Source organism: Streptomyces sp. NPDC048718 (assembly GCF_043198875.1).
Classification (GTDB): Bacteria; Actinomycetota; Actinomycetes; order Streptomycetales; family Streptomycetaceae; genus Streptomyces.
In genome coordinates, this window is record NZ_JBICVG010000003.1 from 286,749 (window position 1) to 299,958 (window position 13,210).

General features: G+C 72.5%; 12 protein-coding genes. 5 read left to right on the forward strand and 7 right to left on the reverse strand.

Annotated elements, in window-relative coordinates; translation table 11 throughout:
• Window position 1: 1 nt before the first annotated feature.
• Both ACGFRB_RS06950 and ACGFRB_RS06955 read right to left on the reverse strand, forming a co-directional pair.
• Window positions 2-679 (reverse strand): DUF3105 domain-containing protein, encoded by a 678-nt coding sequence (locus ACGFRB_RS06950; protein WP_393240026.1) that lies wholly within the window; start codon window positions 677-679, stop codon window positions 2-4.
• A 116-nt stretch (window positions 680-795) separates the two neighbouring features.
• Window positions 796-1,314, reverse strand: coding sequence for a hypothetical protein (locus tag ACGFRB_RS06955; RefSeq protein ID WP_393240029.1), 519 nt, complete (start codon window positions 1,312-1,314; stop codon window positions 796-798).
• A gap of 248 nt (window positions 1,315-1,562) precedes the next feature.
• Between ACGFRB_RS06955 and ACGFRB_RS06960 the strand changes: the two genes are divergently transcribed.
• On the forward strand, window positions 1,563-2,924 hold the full coding sequence (locus ACGFRB_RS06960) for a glutamine synthetase family protein (RefSeq protein ID WP_359874684.1): 1,362 nt from the start codon (window positions 1,563-1,565) through the stop codon (window positions 2,922-2,924).
• Window positions 2,925-3,085: 161 nt separating this feature from the next.
• Here ACGFRB_RS06960 and ACGFRB_RS06965 read toward each other — a convergent pair whose 3' ends face one another.
• Complete coding sequence (locus tag ACGFRB_RS06965) at window positions 3,086-3,274, reverse strand: hypothetical protein (protein ID WP_363004818.1); 189 nt, start codon at window positions 3,272-3,274, stop codon at window positions 3,086-3,088.
• 112 nt (window positions 3,275-3,386) lie between these two features.
• Here ACGFRB_RS06965 and ACGFRB_RS06970 point away from each other — a divergent pair, with 112 nt between their 5' ends.
• Both ACGFRB_RS06970 and ACGFRB_RS06975 read left to right on the forward strand, forming a co-directional pair.
• A complete protein-coding gene (locus ACGFRB_RS06970) occupies window positions 3,387-3,653 on the forward strand; it encodes a hypothetical protein (RefSeq protein WP_393240032.1) in 267 nt (88 codons plus the stop codon).
• A 54-nt stretch (window positions 3,654-3,707) separates the two neighbouring features.
• Window positions 3,708-4,346: a GNAT family N-acetyltransferase gene (locus ACGFRB_RS06975; RefSeq protein ID WP_393240035.1), complete on the forward strand. Its 639-nt coding sequence runs from the start codon at window positions 3,708-3,710 to the stop codon at window positions 4,344-4,346.
• Between the two features lie 51 nt (window positions 4,347-4,397).
• Here ACGFRB_RS06975 and ACGFRB_RS06980 read toward each other — a convergent pair whose 3' ends face one another.
• Window positions 4,398-4,829: a VOC family protein gene (locus tag ACGFRB_RS06980; RefSeq protein WP_363004812.1), complete on the reverse strand. Its 432-nt coding sequence runs from the start codon at window positions 4,827-4,829 to the stop codon at window positions 4,398-4,400.
• Between the two features lie 442 nt (window positions 4,830-5,271).
• Here ACGFRB_RS06980 and ACGFRB_RS06985 point away from each other — a divergent pair, with 442 nt between their 5' ends.
• On the forward strand, window positions 5,272-8,274 hold the full coding sequence (locus tag ACGFRB_RS06985; protein ID WP_393240038.1) for a bifunctional [glutamine synthetase] adenylyltransferase/[glutamine synthetase]-adenylyl-L-tyrosine phosphorylase: 3,003 nt from the start codon (window positions 5,272-5,274) through the stop codon (window positions 8,272-8,274).
• Here ACGFRB_RS06985 and ACGFRB_RS06990 read toward each other — a convergent pair.
• The 3 genes from ACGFRB_RS06990 to ACGFRB_RS07000 all read right to left on the reverse strand — a co-directional run bounded on the left by ACGFRB_RS06990 (window position 8,262) and on the right by ACGFRB_RS07000 (window position 11,276).
• A complete protein-coding gene (locus ACGFRB_RS06990) occupies window positions 8,262-8,837 on the reverse strand; it encodes a hypothetical protein (RefSeq protein ID WP_393240041.1) in 576 nt (191 codons plus the stop codon). The two genes, ACGFRB_RS06985 and ACGFRB_RS06990, sit on opposite strands and share 13 nt — an antisense overlap.
• 136 nt (window positions 8,838-8,973) lie before the next feature.
• Window positions 8,974-10,020 carry a phosphatase PAP2 family protein gene (locus ACGFRB_RS06995; protein ID WP_393240044.1) on the reverse strand — a complete coding sequence of 349 codons (1,047 nt, stop codon included), beginning with the start codon at window positions 10,018-10,020 and terminating at the stop codon, window positions 8,974-8,976.
• Between the two features lie 230 nt (window positions 10,021-10,250).
• Window positions 10,251-11,276 carry a LacI family DNA-binding transcriptional regulator gene (locus tag ACGFRB_RS07000; RefSeq protein WP_363004804.1) on the reverse strand — a complete coding sequence of 342 codons (1,026 nt, stop codon included), beginning with the start codon at window positions 11,274-11,276 and terminating at the stop codon, window positions 10,251-10,253.
• Window positions 11,277-11,625: 349 nt separating this feature from the next.
• Here ACGFRB_RS07000 and ACGFRB_RS07005 point away from each other — a divergent pair, with 349 nt between their 5' ends.
• The gene (locus tag ACGFRB_RS07005) at window positions 11,626-12,906 is read left to right on the forward strand and encodes an extracellular solute-binding protein (protein ID WP_393240048.1); all 1,281 of its coding nucleotides are present in this window, start codon (window positions 11,626-11,628) and stop codon (window positions 12,904-12,906) included.
• The last annotated feature ends 304 nt before the right edge of the window (window positions 12,907-13,210 follow it).

The following is a 13,210-nucleotide window of genomic DNA, read 5'->3' on the forward strand; positions in this document are numbered from 1 at the left end:
TTCACTGGCCCATCGCCTTGCCGCCCTTGCCGGCGGCGTCGATGCCGCCGGTGCAGGCGGCACCCGGCTCGGGCGTCTGCGGGCCGTTGACGTACTTGGTGAAGAAGGCGTCGACGCGCGGGTCGTCCGCGCCGTCCACGGTCACCTGCTTGCCCCAGGCGCTCAGCATGATCGCGCCGGACTGGTCGTCGATCGGGCTCATCAGCGAGTACGGGGTCTTCTTGACCTTCGTGCTCAGCTTGTCGAGGTCGCCCTTGTCGGCCTTCTTGTTGTACGTCACCCATACGGCGCCGTGCTCCAGGGAGTGCACGGCGTGGACCTTGTCCAGCGGCTTGTCGTAGACGTCGCCGTTGCAGTTCTGCCAGATCGGGTGGTGGTCACCGCCGACGGGCGGGTTCATCTTGTACGTGACGGGGGTCTCGACGTGGTTGCGGGTCAGCTTCTTGGGGTCCCAGTCCTTCTCGCCCTCGATGGGGCCCTTGGCGACGGCCTCCTGCTGATCCTGCTTGTCGCTCTGCTTGTTGATGGCCCAGCCGCCGACGCCTACGAGGGCGAGGACGACGACGGCCGAGACGCCGATCGTCAGGACGCGGTTGCGGCGCTCGCGGGCCTGCTCGGCGCGGCGCATCTCCTCTATTCGGGCGCGGCGGTCGTTGTTCGAGGGGTGGTTCGCGGCCATGGCGGATGTCGTCCTTTGGAAAGTTCGGAAGCGGGAAGATAAAGCGAACTGAGGTGCGAACGGGATGTGTGGTCCGCGCCGGGCGTGAGCCCCGCGCGAGACGGCACCCCGGTGACTCACGTCCGCAGTACTTGAAGGACGTGGAGATCCGGCGCACGGGGCTGCGCGCCGGACCGGGGCATCCGGCCGGAAAGGTGCGGCGCGGCGAACAGGGGGAGCCGGTCCGCGGAGTGCGGGGGCGCGTCGTGCGGAGGCGCGCCGAGCACGGCGGGGGAGAAGGCGGGGAAGAGCGAGCAGCCGCCGGATTCGTACGGACAGCTGTACCGCTGCTCGCCCCGGAAGGCCGACGGGGTCACTCCCCCGGTCGTGGCGTACGGCGGGTACGCCGCGTGAGGCGCGTACGCCGTGTGGGCCGTCGCCGACCCCGTCGCGGGGATGGCCGCCGGGACGGTTGCTCGCGAGGCCGCCGCCCACCGGTCGTACGGGGCCCCGTGGTGCCCCTGTCCGGCCGGGGCGCCGAACAGCCCCGTCAGCCCCAGACAGAGCGAGAGCGCGCCGAGGAGCGTCGCCACGGCACTCGCCAGTGCCAGGGGACGCGCGTGTCGCGGCGGGCCGCCCAGCCGGAAGGCTCCCATGGGCGCGATCGTAGTGGCAGAAGGGCCCTTGTGGGCCGAACGGGTGAGCAAGGAGGCCGGTACGGAGCCCGTCCCGCGTTACCCGGGCCGCGCCCGAGCGGGCACTATGGGGGTGCGACACGAGGCGACATGAGCGCGCAACACACGGGTGCGATCGGCCGAAACCATGTGGTGGGATTGTCCACATGCCCCCGACGCATGCGAGGCGGTGGGTGCGGGCGGCCTGACCAGCGAGGATGGGTGTGAGAATGGACAAGCAGCAGGAGTTTGTGCTCCGTACGCTCGAGGAGCGTGACATCCGCTTCGTGCGGCTGTGGTTCACGGACGTACTGGGCTTCCTGAAGTCGGTCGCCGTGGCACCCGCCGAGCTGGAGCAGGCCTTCGACGAGGGCATCGGCTTCGACGGCTCGGCGATCGAGGGCTTCGCCCGTGTCTACGAGTCCGACATGATCGCCAAGCCGGACCCGGGCACCTTCCAGATCCTGCCGTGGCGCGCGGAGGCCCCGGGCACCGCCCGGATGTTCTGCGACATCCTCATGCCGGACGGCTCGCCGTCCTTCGCCGACCCGCGCTACGTCCTCAAGCGCGCCCTCGCCAAGACCTCGGACCTGGGCTTCACCTTCTACACCCACCCCGAGATCGAGTTCTTCCTGCTGAAGGACAAGCCGCTGGACGGCTCCCGGCCCACCCCGGCCGACAACTCCGGCTACTTCGACCACACTCCGCAGAACGTCGGCATGGACTTCCGCCGGCAGGCCATCACCATGCTGGAGTCGATGGGCATCTCGGTGGAGTTCAGCCACCACGAGGGCGCGCCGGGCCAGCAGGAGATCGATCTGCGCTACGCGGACGCCCTGTCCACGGCCGACAACATCATGACCTTCCGGCTGATCATGAAGCAGGTCGCGCTCGAACAGGGCGTGCAGGCCACCTTCATGCCGAAGCCGTTCTCCGAGTTCCCGGGCTCGGGCATGCACACCCACCTCTCCCTCTTCGAGGGCGACCGCAACGCGTTCTACGAGTCGGGCGCCGAGTACCAGCTCTCCAAGGTCGGCCGCTCCTTCATCGCGGGTCTGCTGCGGCACGCGGCGGAGACGGCCGCCGTCACCAACCAGTGGGTCAACTCCTACAAGCGCATCTGGGGCGGCTCCGGCCGCACCGCCGGCTCGGGCGGCGAGGCCCCCGCGTACATCTGCTGGGGCCACAACAACCGCTCCGCGCTGATCCGGGTCCCCATGTACAAGCCCGGCAAGACGGGTTCCTCGCGGGTCGAGGTCCGCTCCATCGACTCGGGCGCCAACCCGTATCTGACGTATGCCGTCCTGCTCGCCGCCGGTCTGAAGGGCATCGAGGAGGGATACGAACTCCCGGCGGGCGCCGACGACGACGTCTGGGCGCTCAGCGACGCCGAGCGCCGCGCGATGGGTATCGAGCCGCTGCCGCAGAACCTGGGCGAGTCGATCGCCCTGATGGAGCGCAGCGAACTGGTCGCGGAGACCCTCGGCGAGCACGTCTTCGACTTCTTCCTGCGCAACAAGAAGCAGGAGTGGGAGGAGTACCGCTCCGAGGTCACCGCCTTCGAGCGCCGCAAGAACCTGCCGGTGCTGTAGAGGCTGTCCGGCGGATCAGGACCGGGGCGCGGCGAGCCCGGAACCGACACACAGGGCCGGCGGCCGCGAACCGCGGCCCTGACGCGTCTCCCGGGCCGTCCGTGTCTCTGGGCCGGTCCTGGGCCCGTCCGCGAGCTGGTCCGCGAGGCGCCTTCGGGTCGTCAGGCGCCGAATCGGGCGCGCAGTTCCTCGACGCACTCGTCGACCTGCGCGCGGTCGTAGCCCCGCCACGCGATGCGGAAGGCCGGCGGGGCGGCGGGCGACTTCGTCGCGCACAGCTCACTGATGTACTGATCGACCTGATGGCGGTCGTAGCCGCGCCGCACCAGTTCGAAGCCGAAGATTTCCACCGCGCGGATCCCTCCCAAGGTTCCGGGGCCATCGGCCATCGCCCGCGTATGCGATCCGGGGATCCGGCGGTGGCCACGGTTCGCAGCCTAGCTCCCGCCGGTTCTGCGGAAAGTGTCCGGGGGCGAGGGGAGGCCGGTTACGTCCGCCGCGCTGCCGCCCCCCGACCCCGCCGACCGGCGGAAGGTCATCGTCGAACCGGTCGACCGGCCCGGCGGCCTCGACCTGGCGCTCGCCCCCGCCCGCCGCCGGACCGCCAAGCTTCTCGGGTCGTACTCTCCCGAGCAAATCGTGGTCCTCTTCGACTACTTCACCCACGCCGCCGAGGCATACCAGGAGGCCACCGGGGAACTCCAGGGCAGCCCAGGCCAGTCGGGCTGAGCGGGCGATCAAATCCGTTGCGCGGCAGGCCCGGAGGGTCCGACACTGCCCCGCGTGAACGACTCCACCGACACCACCGAAGCAAGTGACTCCACCGGCTCCACCGATGGGGCCGGTTCCGCCGAAGCGGCCGCCACCGCAGCCGATTTGAAAGCCCCGGCCGACGGCGTACCGCCCCTCGTGACCGCCCGGCTGCTGCTGCATCCGCTCACCGCCACCGAAGCCGGCCGCGTCGTCGAGTCGGCCCCCGCGCCCGGCGACCGCTGGGCCGAGGGCTATCCGGCCCCCGGCGACGTCCGCGGGGCCCGAGGCTTCCTCAACGGGGTCGCCGAGCGCGGTGACCCCGGGGTCTGGCGCGCGTACGAGATCCGGCAGCCGGCCGACGGGCTCGCCATCGGCGGCATCGGCTTCCACGGCCCGCCGGACGCCGACGGCGTCGTCACCATCGGCTACGGCCTGGTCCCCGCCGTGCGCGGCCGGGGCTACGCCTCCGAATCCCTGCGCGCCCTGATCGCCCGCGCCCGCGCGGCGGGCGCCACGGCAGTCCGGGGCGACGCCGACCTCGACAACCTCGCCTCCCAGCGGGTGATGGAGGCCGCGGGCATGACGTACGAGGGCGAGGACGAACAGGTGCGCAACTACCGGGTCGTGTTCGCGGAGCGCGGCGCGGCCGAGGACCCGTCCGGGCTCTGACGCCCCGCCCCTGCCCCGGCCCCTGCCCCGGCCCCTGACCGGCCCCACCCCTCAGCGCTCCGACAGCTCCGACGGCGCCTCCTGCACCGCCCAGCCGTTGCCGTCCGGGTCCGTGAAGGTCAGGAACGCGTTCCAGACGCCGCCCCGGCCCGGCGCCCAGCCTCCCGCGCCCATGTGCATCACCGGCGACACCGCGACCCCGGTCGACAGCAGCCGTTCGCGCGCCGCCTCGATGTCGGTGACGCACATCTGGAGGCCCTGCAGACTGCCCGGGGTCATCTCGCGGGTGCCGGGGAACGGGGGCATGCCCTGGACCAGGGCGAGCGAACAGCGCGAGCCCGGCGGGGTGATCTGGACGATCCGTACGCCCGGGGTGATCTCCTGGTCCAGGTCCACCGTGAAGCCGAGCTTCGTCTCGTAGAACTCCTTGGCCCGGTCCACATCGGCGACGGGCACGGGGACCACTTCCAGAGTCCAGTGCACGGTCACACCCCTCGTCCCCTCGGTCGTCCACGGCTTCCCTGCCACCTGCCACCTGCCACCTGCCACCTGCCACCTGCCACCTGCCACCCTCACGCACGTCCCGCCCACCCGCACCCGGAACACCCCCGCCCGCGCGCCCCCGCCACCCCCACACGCCCCGCCCGCGCGCCTCCGCCACCTCCACCACACCCACCACCTCCACACGCCCCCGCCTCACCTTTCTCACCCCCGCTCCGCCTCCCACCCCGCCCGCACGCCCCCGCACGCCCCCACCCCCACCCACGCCGCCACGAGCCCCCGCGCCGTCACGTGCACCTGGCACGCCCGCGTGCATCCGGAACGCCCCCGCACCCGAAGCCCCCTGTCGGTACTAGGCTCGTCCGCGAACTCGGATCAAACGGTTTCGGATCAAACGGTTTCGGCCGGTGGAGGGAGCGGCGGGATGACGGCGCCGGGACGCAGGAGCAGTACGTTCACCCGGCTGCTGCGGCACGGGTTCACGGACCCGTCCGCCGCCGAGCGGCTGCTCGAACTCGACGGACTCGACGCCCTGCGCGGCGACGCCGTCCTCCTCGACGCTCTCGGCGCCACCGCCGACCCGGACCTCGCCCTGCGCGGCCTGGTCCGCCTGGTCGAGGCCCAGACGGACGTCGAACGGCCCGCGTTCACCACCACCCTGCTCACCGCGAAGCCGTTTCGCGACCGGCTGCTCGGCGTCCTCGGCACCTCCGAAGCGCTCGCCGACCACCTCGCCCGCCACCCCCGCGACTGGCAGGCCCTGGTCACCTACGAGGCCGCCGACCTGCACCCGGGCCTCCCCGAATTCGAGCGCGGGCTCGCCGAGGCGACCGACCCGGTCTCGCTGCGCGTCGCCTACCGCCGCTGCCTGCTCGGGATCGCCGCCCGCGACGTGTGCGGCACCACCGACGTCGCCCAGGCCGCCGCCGAACTCGCCGACCTCGCCACCGCCACCCTGCGCGCCGCGCTCGCGCAGGCGCGGGCGGCCGCGCCCGAGGACGCCGCCCAGTGCCGGCTGGCCGTGATCGCCATGGGCAAGTGCGGCGGGCTCGAACTGAACTACGTCTCCGACGTCGACGTCATCTTCGTCGGCGAGCCCACCGACGAGGCCCGCGAGCACGAGGGCGGCGAGGCCCGCGCGCTCCAGGCCGCGACCCGGCTCGCCTCCCACCTCATGCGGATCTGCTCGGAGACCACCGTCGAGGGCGTCATCTGGCCCGTCGACGCCAACCTCCGCCCCGAGGGCCGCAACGGCCCGCTGGTGCGCACCCTCTCCTCCCATCTCGCCTACTACCAGCGCTGGGCCAAGACCTGGGAGTTCCAGGCCCTTCTGAAGGCCCGCGCGGTGGCCGGCGACCAGGAGCTCGGGGCCGCCTACCTGGACGCCGTCTCGCCGCTCGTCTGGCAGGCGGCGGAGCGCGAGAACTTCGTCGCCGACGTGCAGAAGATGCGCCGCCGGGTCGTCGACAACATCCCGCCCGGCCAGGTCGAACGCGAACTCAAGCTGGGCCCCGGGGGCCTGCGCGACGTCGAGTTCGCCGTCCAGCTCCTCCAGCTGGTGCACGGCCGCAGCGACTCCACCCTGCACAGCCCCACCACGCTCGTCGCGCTCGCCGCCCTCGCCGACGGCGGGTACGTGGGCCGCGCCGACGCCGCCCAGCTCGACGACGCCTACCGCTTCCTGCGCACCCTGGAACACCGCATCCAGCTCTTCCGGCTGCGCCGCACCCACCTCGTCCCCGAGGGCGAGGAGGATCTGCGCCGGCTCGGCCGCTCCCTCGGCCTGCGCACCGACCCGGTGTCCGCGCTCGGCCGCGAGTGGAAGCGGCACGCGGCCGTGGTCCGCCGACTGCACGAGAAAATTTTCTACCGGCCGCTGCTCGACGCCGTCGCCCAGCTCGCCCCCGGCGAGATCCGGCTCAGCCCGAAGGCCGCCGGACAGCGCCTCGAAGCGCTCGGATACGCCGACCCGGCCGCCGCCCTGCGCCACCTGGAGGCGCTGTCCTCCGGCGTCAGCCGCAAGGCCGCCATCCAGCGCACCCTGCTGCCCGTCCTGCTCGGCTGGTTCGCCGACTCCGCCGACCCGGACGCGGGTCTGCTCGGCTTCCGCAAGGTGTCCGACGCGCTCGGCAAGACCCCCTGGTACCTGCGGCTGCTGCGCGACGAGGGCGCCGCCGCCGAGAACCTCGCCCGGGTCCTGTCCGCCGGCCGGCTCGCCCCCGACCTGCTGCTGCGCGCCCCCGAGGCCGTCGCCATCCTCGGCGACCCCGAGGGCCTGGCCCCGCGCGGCCGCGAGCACCTGGAGCAGGAGGTGCTCGCCGCGGTGGGCCGCGCCGACGGTGCCGAGCAGGCGGTGGCCGCGGCTCGTGGGGTGCGGCGCCGGGAACTGTTCCGTACCACCGCGGCCGACCTCATCGGCTCGTACGGCACCGAGGACAACCCCCGCGAACCCGACCCCGGCGCCCTTGTCGACCGGGTCGGGCAGGCCGTCACCGACCTCAACGCGGCCACCCTCGCGGGCGCGCTGCGCGCCGCCGTCCGCGCCGAGTGGGGTGACGAGCTGCCGACCCGGTTCGCCGTCATCGGCATGGGCCGCTTCGGCGGTCACGAGCTCGGCTACGGCTCCGACGCCGACGTGCTCTTCGTCCACGAACCGCGCGAGGGCGTGGACGAGCAGGAGGCCGCCCGGGCCGCGAACCGGGTCGTCGCCGAGATGCGCCGGCTGCTCCAGCTGCCGACCGCCGACCCGCCGCTGCTCATCGACGCCGATCTGCGCCCCGAGGGCAAGAGCGGCCCGCTGGTGCGCACCCTGAAGTCGTACCAGGCGTACTACCGCCGCTGGTCGCTGGTCTGGGAGAGCCAGGCCCTGCTGCGCGCCGCGCCGATGGCGGGCGACCACGACCTCGGGCGGCGCTTCATCGAGCTGGTCGACCCGCTGCGCTACCCGGCGGAGGGGCTCGGCGAGGACGCCGCGCGGGAGATCCGCCGGCTGAAGGCCCGGATGGAGAACGAGCGGCTGCCGCGCGGCGCCGACCCGACGCTCCACGCCAAGCTGGGCCGGGGCGGGCTGAGCGATGTCGAGTGGACGGTGCAGCTGCTCCAGATGCGCTACGGCTGGTCCGAACCGGGCCTGCGTACCACCCGGACCCGCGAGGCGCTGGCCGCCGCGCACGCGGCGGGCCTGATGACCACGGAGGAGGCCCAGACGCTGGACGACGCGTGGGTGCTCGCCACCCGGGTGCGCAACGCGGTGATGCTGGTCCGCGGCCGCCCCGGCGACACCTTCCCGTCCGAGCCGCGCGAGCTGGCGGCGGTGGGCCGCTACCTCGGGTACGGGCCGGGGCACGTGGGCGAGATGGTCGACGACTACCGCCGGATCACGCGCCGGGCGCGGGCGGTGATGGAGGAGCTGTTCTACGGGGCCTGACGGCCGCGCGGGCCCTGGGGTACGGGGGTACGGGGCGACCTGAGGTCGACGTACGAGAGTGACGGGGCCTGCGGCCCGCGCCCGGCGCCCGCCCCCGCCCCGGCGCCTTCCCGCCCGGCGCCTTCCTGCCCCGCGCCGACCCGCCCGGCAGCCCCCGTACCGCCGGCGGTCCTCCTCGGTACGAGCGAGCCGAGCACCGCCACCGCGACGACCAGGGCGAGCGAGGGCAGCGGGAGCAGCGCGCCGGGCGCGTCGTCGATCGTGTCGAGGCCGCGCCACACCGCCACCATCCAGGCGACGGACGCCACGAGCACCGGGATCCCGACCTTCCGCTCGCCCGCGATCCGCAGGCCCGCCCACAGCACCAGCGGGAGGACGAGCGCGGTGTTGACGAGCGCGGTGGTGAACGCCTGGTCCGACCCGTATCCCTGCGGGCTGCCGAGGGTGGCCGAGGCCTCGGCGCTGAAGCCCAGGCGCAGGGTGTCGGACAGGATCAGATGCGCGGCGGCGACGGCGAGCATGGCGACGGCGAGGGTCTTCAGCGCCCGGGGGACGAAAGTCATGGCCGCGACTATACGCGTGGTGTATACATCGCGTGCATAGTGGGGGGTGAACAAGGCCCGCCTTCCTGATCCGTGTCAGGGGACGGGCCTGGGCGGCTGTCGGGCCGCGGTGACCGTCGGGCGGCCGACGCCCCGGCTACCGGCCGGATCCCACCCGTTCCGCCTCCGGGGAGTTCCCCGGCGAGTGGGGTATGCCGGGGCCGGCCGGATCGGCGCCGCCGTCGACGCCCACACCGCCGTCGGCGTCCGCGCCGGCCTCGGGGCCGGCGCCGGTCTCTGTACCCGGGTCGGCCGCCGCTACCGCTACCGCTACCGGCGCCGGCCGGGCCGGCACCGCACCGCGCACCGTGGCCGCAGCGGGCTCCACCAGCTTCGGCAGCTGGTGCGGATGCGAGCCGTACCAGAAGTACGAGACCGCGAAGCCGAACGTCAGGCAGAGCGCGCCGCCCGCCGCGTCCATCCAGAAGTGGTTGGCGGTGGCCACGATGACGACGAGGGTCGCCGTCGGGTAGAGAAGCCCCAGGATCCGCGCCCACGGCGCCCTCGTCAGCAGGAAGAGGGTCAGCCCGCACCACAGCGACCAGCCGATGTGCATCGACGGCATCGCCGCGTACTGGTTCGACATGTGCTTGAGGTTGCCCGAGGCCATCGAACCCCAGGTGTGGTGGACGAGGACGGTGTCGACGAACCCGCCGCCGTCCATCAGCCGGGGCGGCGCGAGCGGGAACAGGTAGTAGCCGACCAGGGCCACGGCGGTGGTCGCGAACAGGGCCGTGCGGAACGCCGCGTAACGGCCCGGATGCCACCGGTACAGCCACACCAGCACACCGATCGTCACGATGAAGTGCAGCGTGGCGTAGTAGTAGTTCATGCCGACGATCAGCCAGGTCACCGAATTGACGGCATGATTGACGGCGTGTTCGAAGGCGAGACCGAGCGTGTGCTCGGTCTGCCAGACCCAGTCGGCGTTGCGCAGGGCCTGGGCCTTCTGCTCGGGTACCGCGTTGCGGATGAGCGAGTACGTCCAGTAGCTCACCGCGATGAGCAGGATCTCGAACCAGATGCGCGGGCGCCGGGGTATCCGGGTCGTCCACGAGGAACGCGGGGACCGGTCGCCGGCCACGATGGGTGACGACGACGGGGTCGTCCGACAATCCGAGGTCTTCACGGTCGTTTCACCCATGAGAGGAGAGTCTGCCAGATCGCGTCCACTCGACCGATCATCCCTCGGTCGGGTGAGCGGCGCACCCTCTCCACCTTCCGGAGTAGGGGCTCTGGTGGGGCTGTCCCCAGGACCCCGGCCCGTGGTGTGTGTCCGGCCGTAACCTCCGGCCTCGGCCCCCGACCTCAAGCCTCAGCCCCCGACCTCAAGCCGCAGCCCGCACCCCCGGCCCGCGCCCGCGCCGCCGGAGCCTACCCGCGCCCCGCCGGAGCCGACGCCGTCGACCCCCGTACCACCAGCTCCGGCATGAAGACGAACTCGGTGTGCGGAGCCGGCGTCCCGCCGATCTCCTCCAGCAGGGCCCGTACCGCCGCCTGGCCCATCGCCTGCACCGGCTGCCGGATGGTGGTGAGTGGCGGATCGGTGAACGCTATGAGAGGGGAGTCGTCGAAGCCGACCACCGACACGTCGCCCGGCACCGAAAGGCCCTGCTCGCGGGCGGCCCGGATCGCGCCGAGCGCCATCATGTCGCTGGCGCACACCACCGCGGTGCAGCCCTTCTCGATGAGCGCGCCGGCCGCGGCCTGCCCGCCCTCCAGGCTGTAGAGGGAGTGCTGGATCAGCTCCGCGATCTCGGCGGGGGAGAGGCCGAACCGCTCCCGCATGCCCTTGGTGAACCCCTCGATCTTGCGCAGGACGGGCACGAACCGCACGGGGCCGACCGCGAGGCCGATCCGGGTGTGCCCGAGCGCCGCCAGGTGCGTCACCGCGAGCACCATCGCGGCGCGGTCGTCGGGGGAGACGAAGGGGGCCCGTACACGCGGCGAGAAGCCGTTGATCAGGACGAACGGGACGCCCTTGCCGCGCAGCCGGTCGTAGCGGGAGGTGTCGGCGGTGGTGTCGGCGTGCAGACCGGAGACGAAGATGACGCCCGCGACGCCCCGTTCCACCAGCATGTCGGTGAGCTCGTCCTCCGTGGACCCGCCGGGGGTCTGGGTGGCGAGCACCGGGGTGTATCCCTGCCGGGTGAGGGCCTGCCCGATGACCTGCGCGAGCGCGGGGAAGATCGGGTTGTCCAGCTCGGGGATGATCAGCCCGACGAGGCCCGCGCTGCGCCGGGTCAGCCGGCCGGGGCGCTCGTAGCCGAGGACGTCGAGTGCGGCAAGCACGGATTCGCGGGTGGCAGCGGCCACACCGGGCTTGCCGTTGAGCACGCGGCTGACTGTGGCTTCACTGACCCCCGCCTGGGCTGCGATGTCGGAGAGCCGCGCGGTCATGGAAGGGGACTGTACCGGGTGCGGATCGCCGATGCCCATCGCCCGCCCGCCGTGCGGACGGCCGGTCGGCTCCGCGCGGGCCGCCGGCCGGCGGAGGGCGGCGGTCCGGATGGCCCTTGCGCAAGTTCTTGCAGAACCTGATACGGAACCGCCCCTGTCAAGCGGCATGTAGGCAACCTTCGGGACACGCGGATGTAACGATCGTTCCTTCTTGCAGAAAATTCCAGCAAGGTCTTTCGGACGGTTTTCAAGCCTGTTACGTTCCTGCCAGCCCGGCGCGCCGCGAGGGAGCGGTCGCATGAGGAACGTCAAGCCCCTCGTCCAACCGGGACCATCTGAAGGAGTTCACATGCGGCGTGGCATAGCGGCCACCGCGCTGGTCGCGGCCCTGGGCGTGACCCTGGCGGCGTGCGGAAGCGACGACAAGGGTTCGACCGACGGCGGCTCGAAGGGCTCCGGCGAGCTCGCCGGCACTGTCACCTGGTGGGACACCTCCACGGTCGGCTCCGAGGACAAGGTCTTCAAGAAGCTCGCCGAGGGCTTCACCAAGAAGCACCCCAAGGTGAAGATCCAGTACGTCAACGTTCCGTTCGGCGACGCGCAGAACAAGTTCAAGAACGCCGCCCAGTCCGGCTCCGGCGCTCCCGACGTGATCCGCTCCGAGGTCGCCTGGACCCCGGACTTCGCGAACCTCGGCTACCTCGCGCCGCTCGACGGCACGCCGGCGCTGAAGGACCCGGAGGACTTCCTCAAGCAGGCCGCGGCCTCCACCCGGTTCAACAACAAGACCTACGCCGTGCCGCAGGTCATCGACTCCATGGGCATCTTCTACAACAAGAAGATCTTCAAGGACGCCGGTGTCGAGGTCCCGAAGACCGTCGACGACCTCAAGGCCGTCTCCGCCAAGATCAAGGAGAAGACCGGCAAGACCGGTCTCTACCTGCGCGGCGACGACGCCTACTGGTTCCTGTCCTTCCTCTACGGTGAGGGCGGCGACCTGGTCTCGGCCGGCGACAAGACCGTCACGATCGACAACGCCGCCGGTGTCAAGGCGCTGAAGGTCGTCAAGGACCTCGTCGAGTCGGGTGCCGCCAAGACGGACGCCACCGACGGCTGGAACAACATGCAGACGGCCTTCAAGGACGGCAAGGTCGCCATGATGATCAACGGCCCGTGGGCCGTGGCCGACACCTACGCCGGCAAGGAGTTCAAGGACAAGGGCAACCTGGGCATCGCCCCGGTCCCGGCCGGTTCCGCCGGTCAGGGCGCCCCGCAGGGCGGCCACAACCTCGCCGTCTACGCCGGTTCCAAGAACCTGGACGCCTCCTACGCCTTCGTCGAGTACATGAGCTCGCCCGAGGTCCAGACCGAGGTCGCCAAGGAGCTGAGCCTGCTCCCGACCCGTACCTCCGTCTACGGCGAGCCGGACGTGGCCGCCAACGAGATGATCGGCTTCTTCAAGCCGGTCGTGGACAAGGCCGTCGAGCGTCCCTGGATCCCGGAGACCGGCAGCCTCTTCGCCCCGCTCGTCACCGAGTACACCAAGGTCCTCACCGACCAGACGAGCCCCGAGGCGGGTGCCAAGTCCACGGGCGAGGCCTACCGCAAGCTCCTCAAGGGCTGGAAGTAGCGAAAGCGCCGGGGGGGGGGGGGGGGGGGGGGGGGGGGGGGGCGGGGCGGCGCGCCGCCCCCCCGGGGGGGGGGGGCGCCGGGGGGCGGGGGGCGGCCGCCGGCTCGGGGGGCTGCGCAGCGTCGGGCGCGGGGTGGGNNNTACGTACCACCCCCCCCCCCCCCCCCCCCCCCCCCCCCCCCCCCCCCCCCCCCCCCCCCCCCCCCCCCCCCCCGCCCCCCCCCCCCCCCCCCCCCCCCCCCCCCCCCCCCCCCCCCCCCGCTCCAGCGGTGAACGGCATGAAGGAAGAGGGAAGGCGGACCGG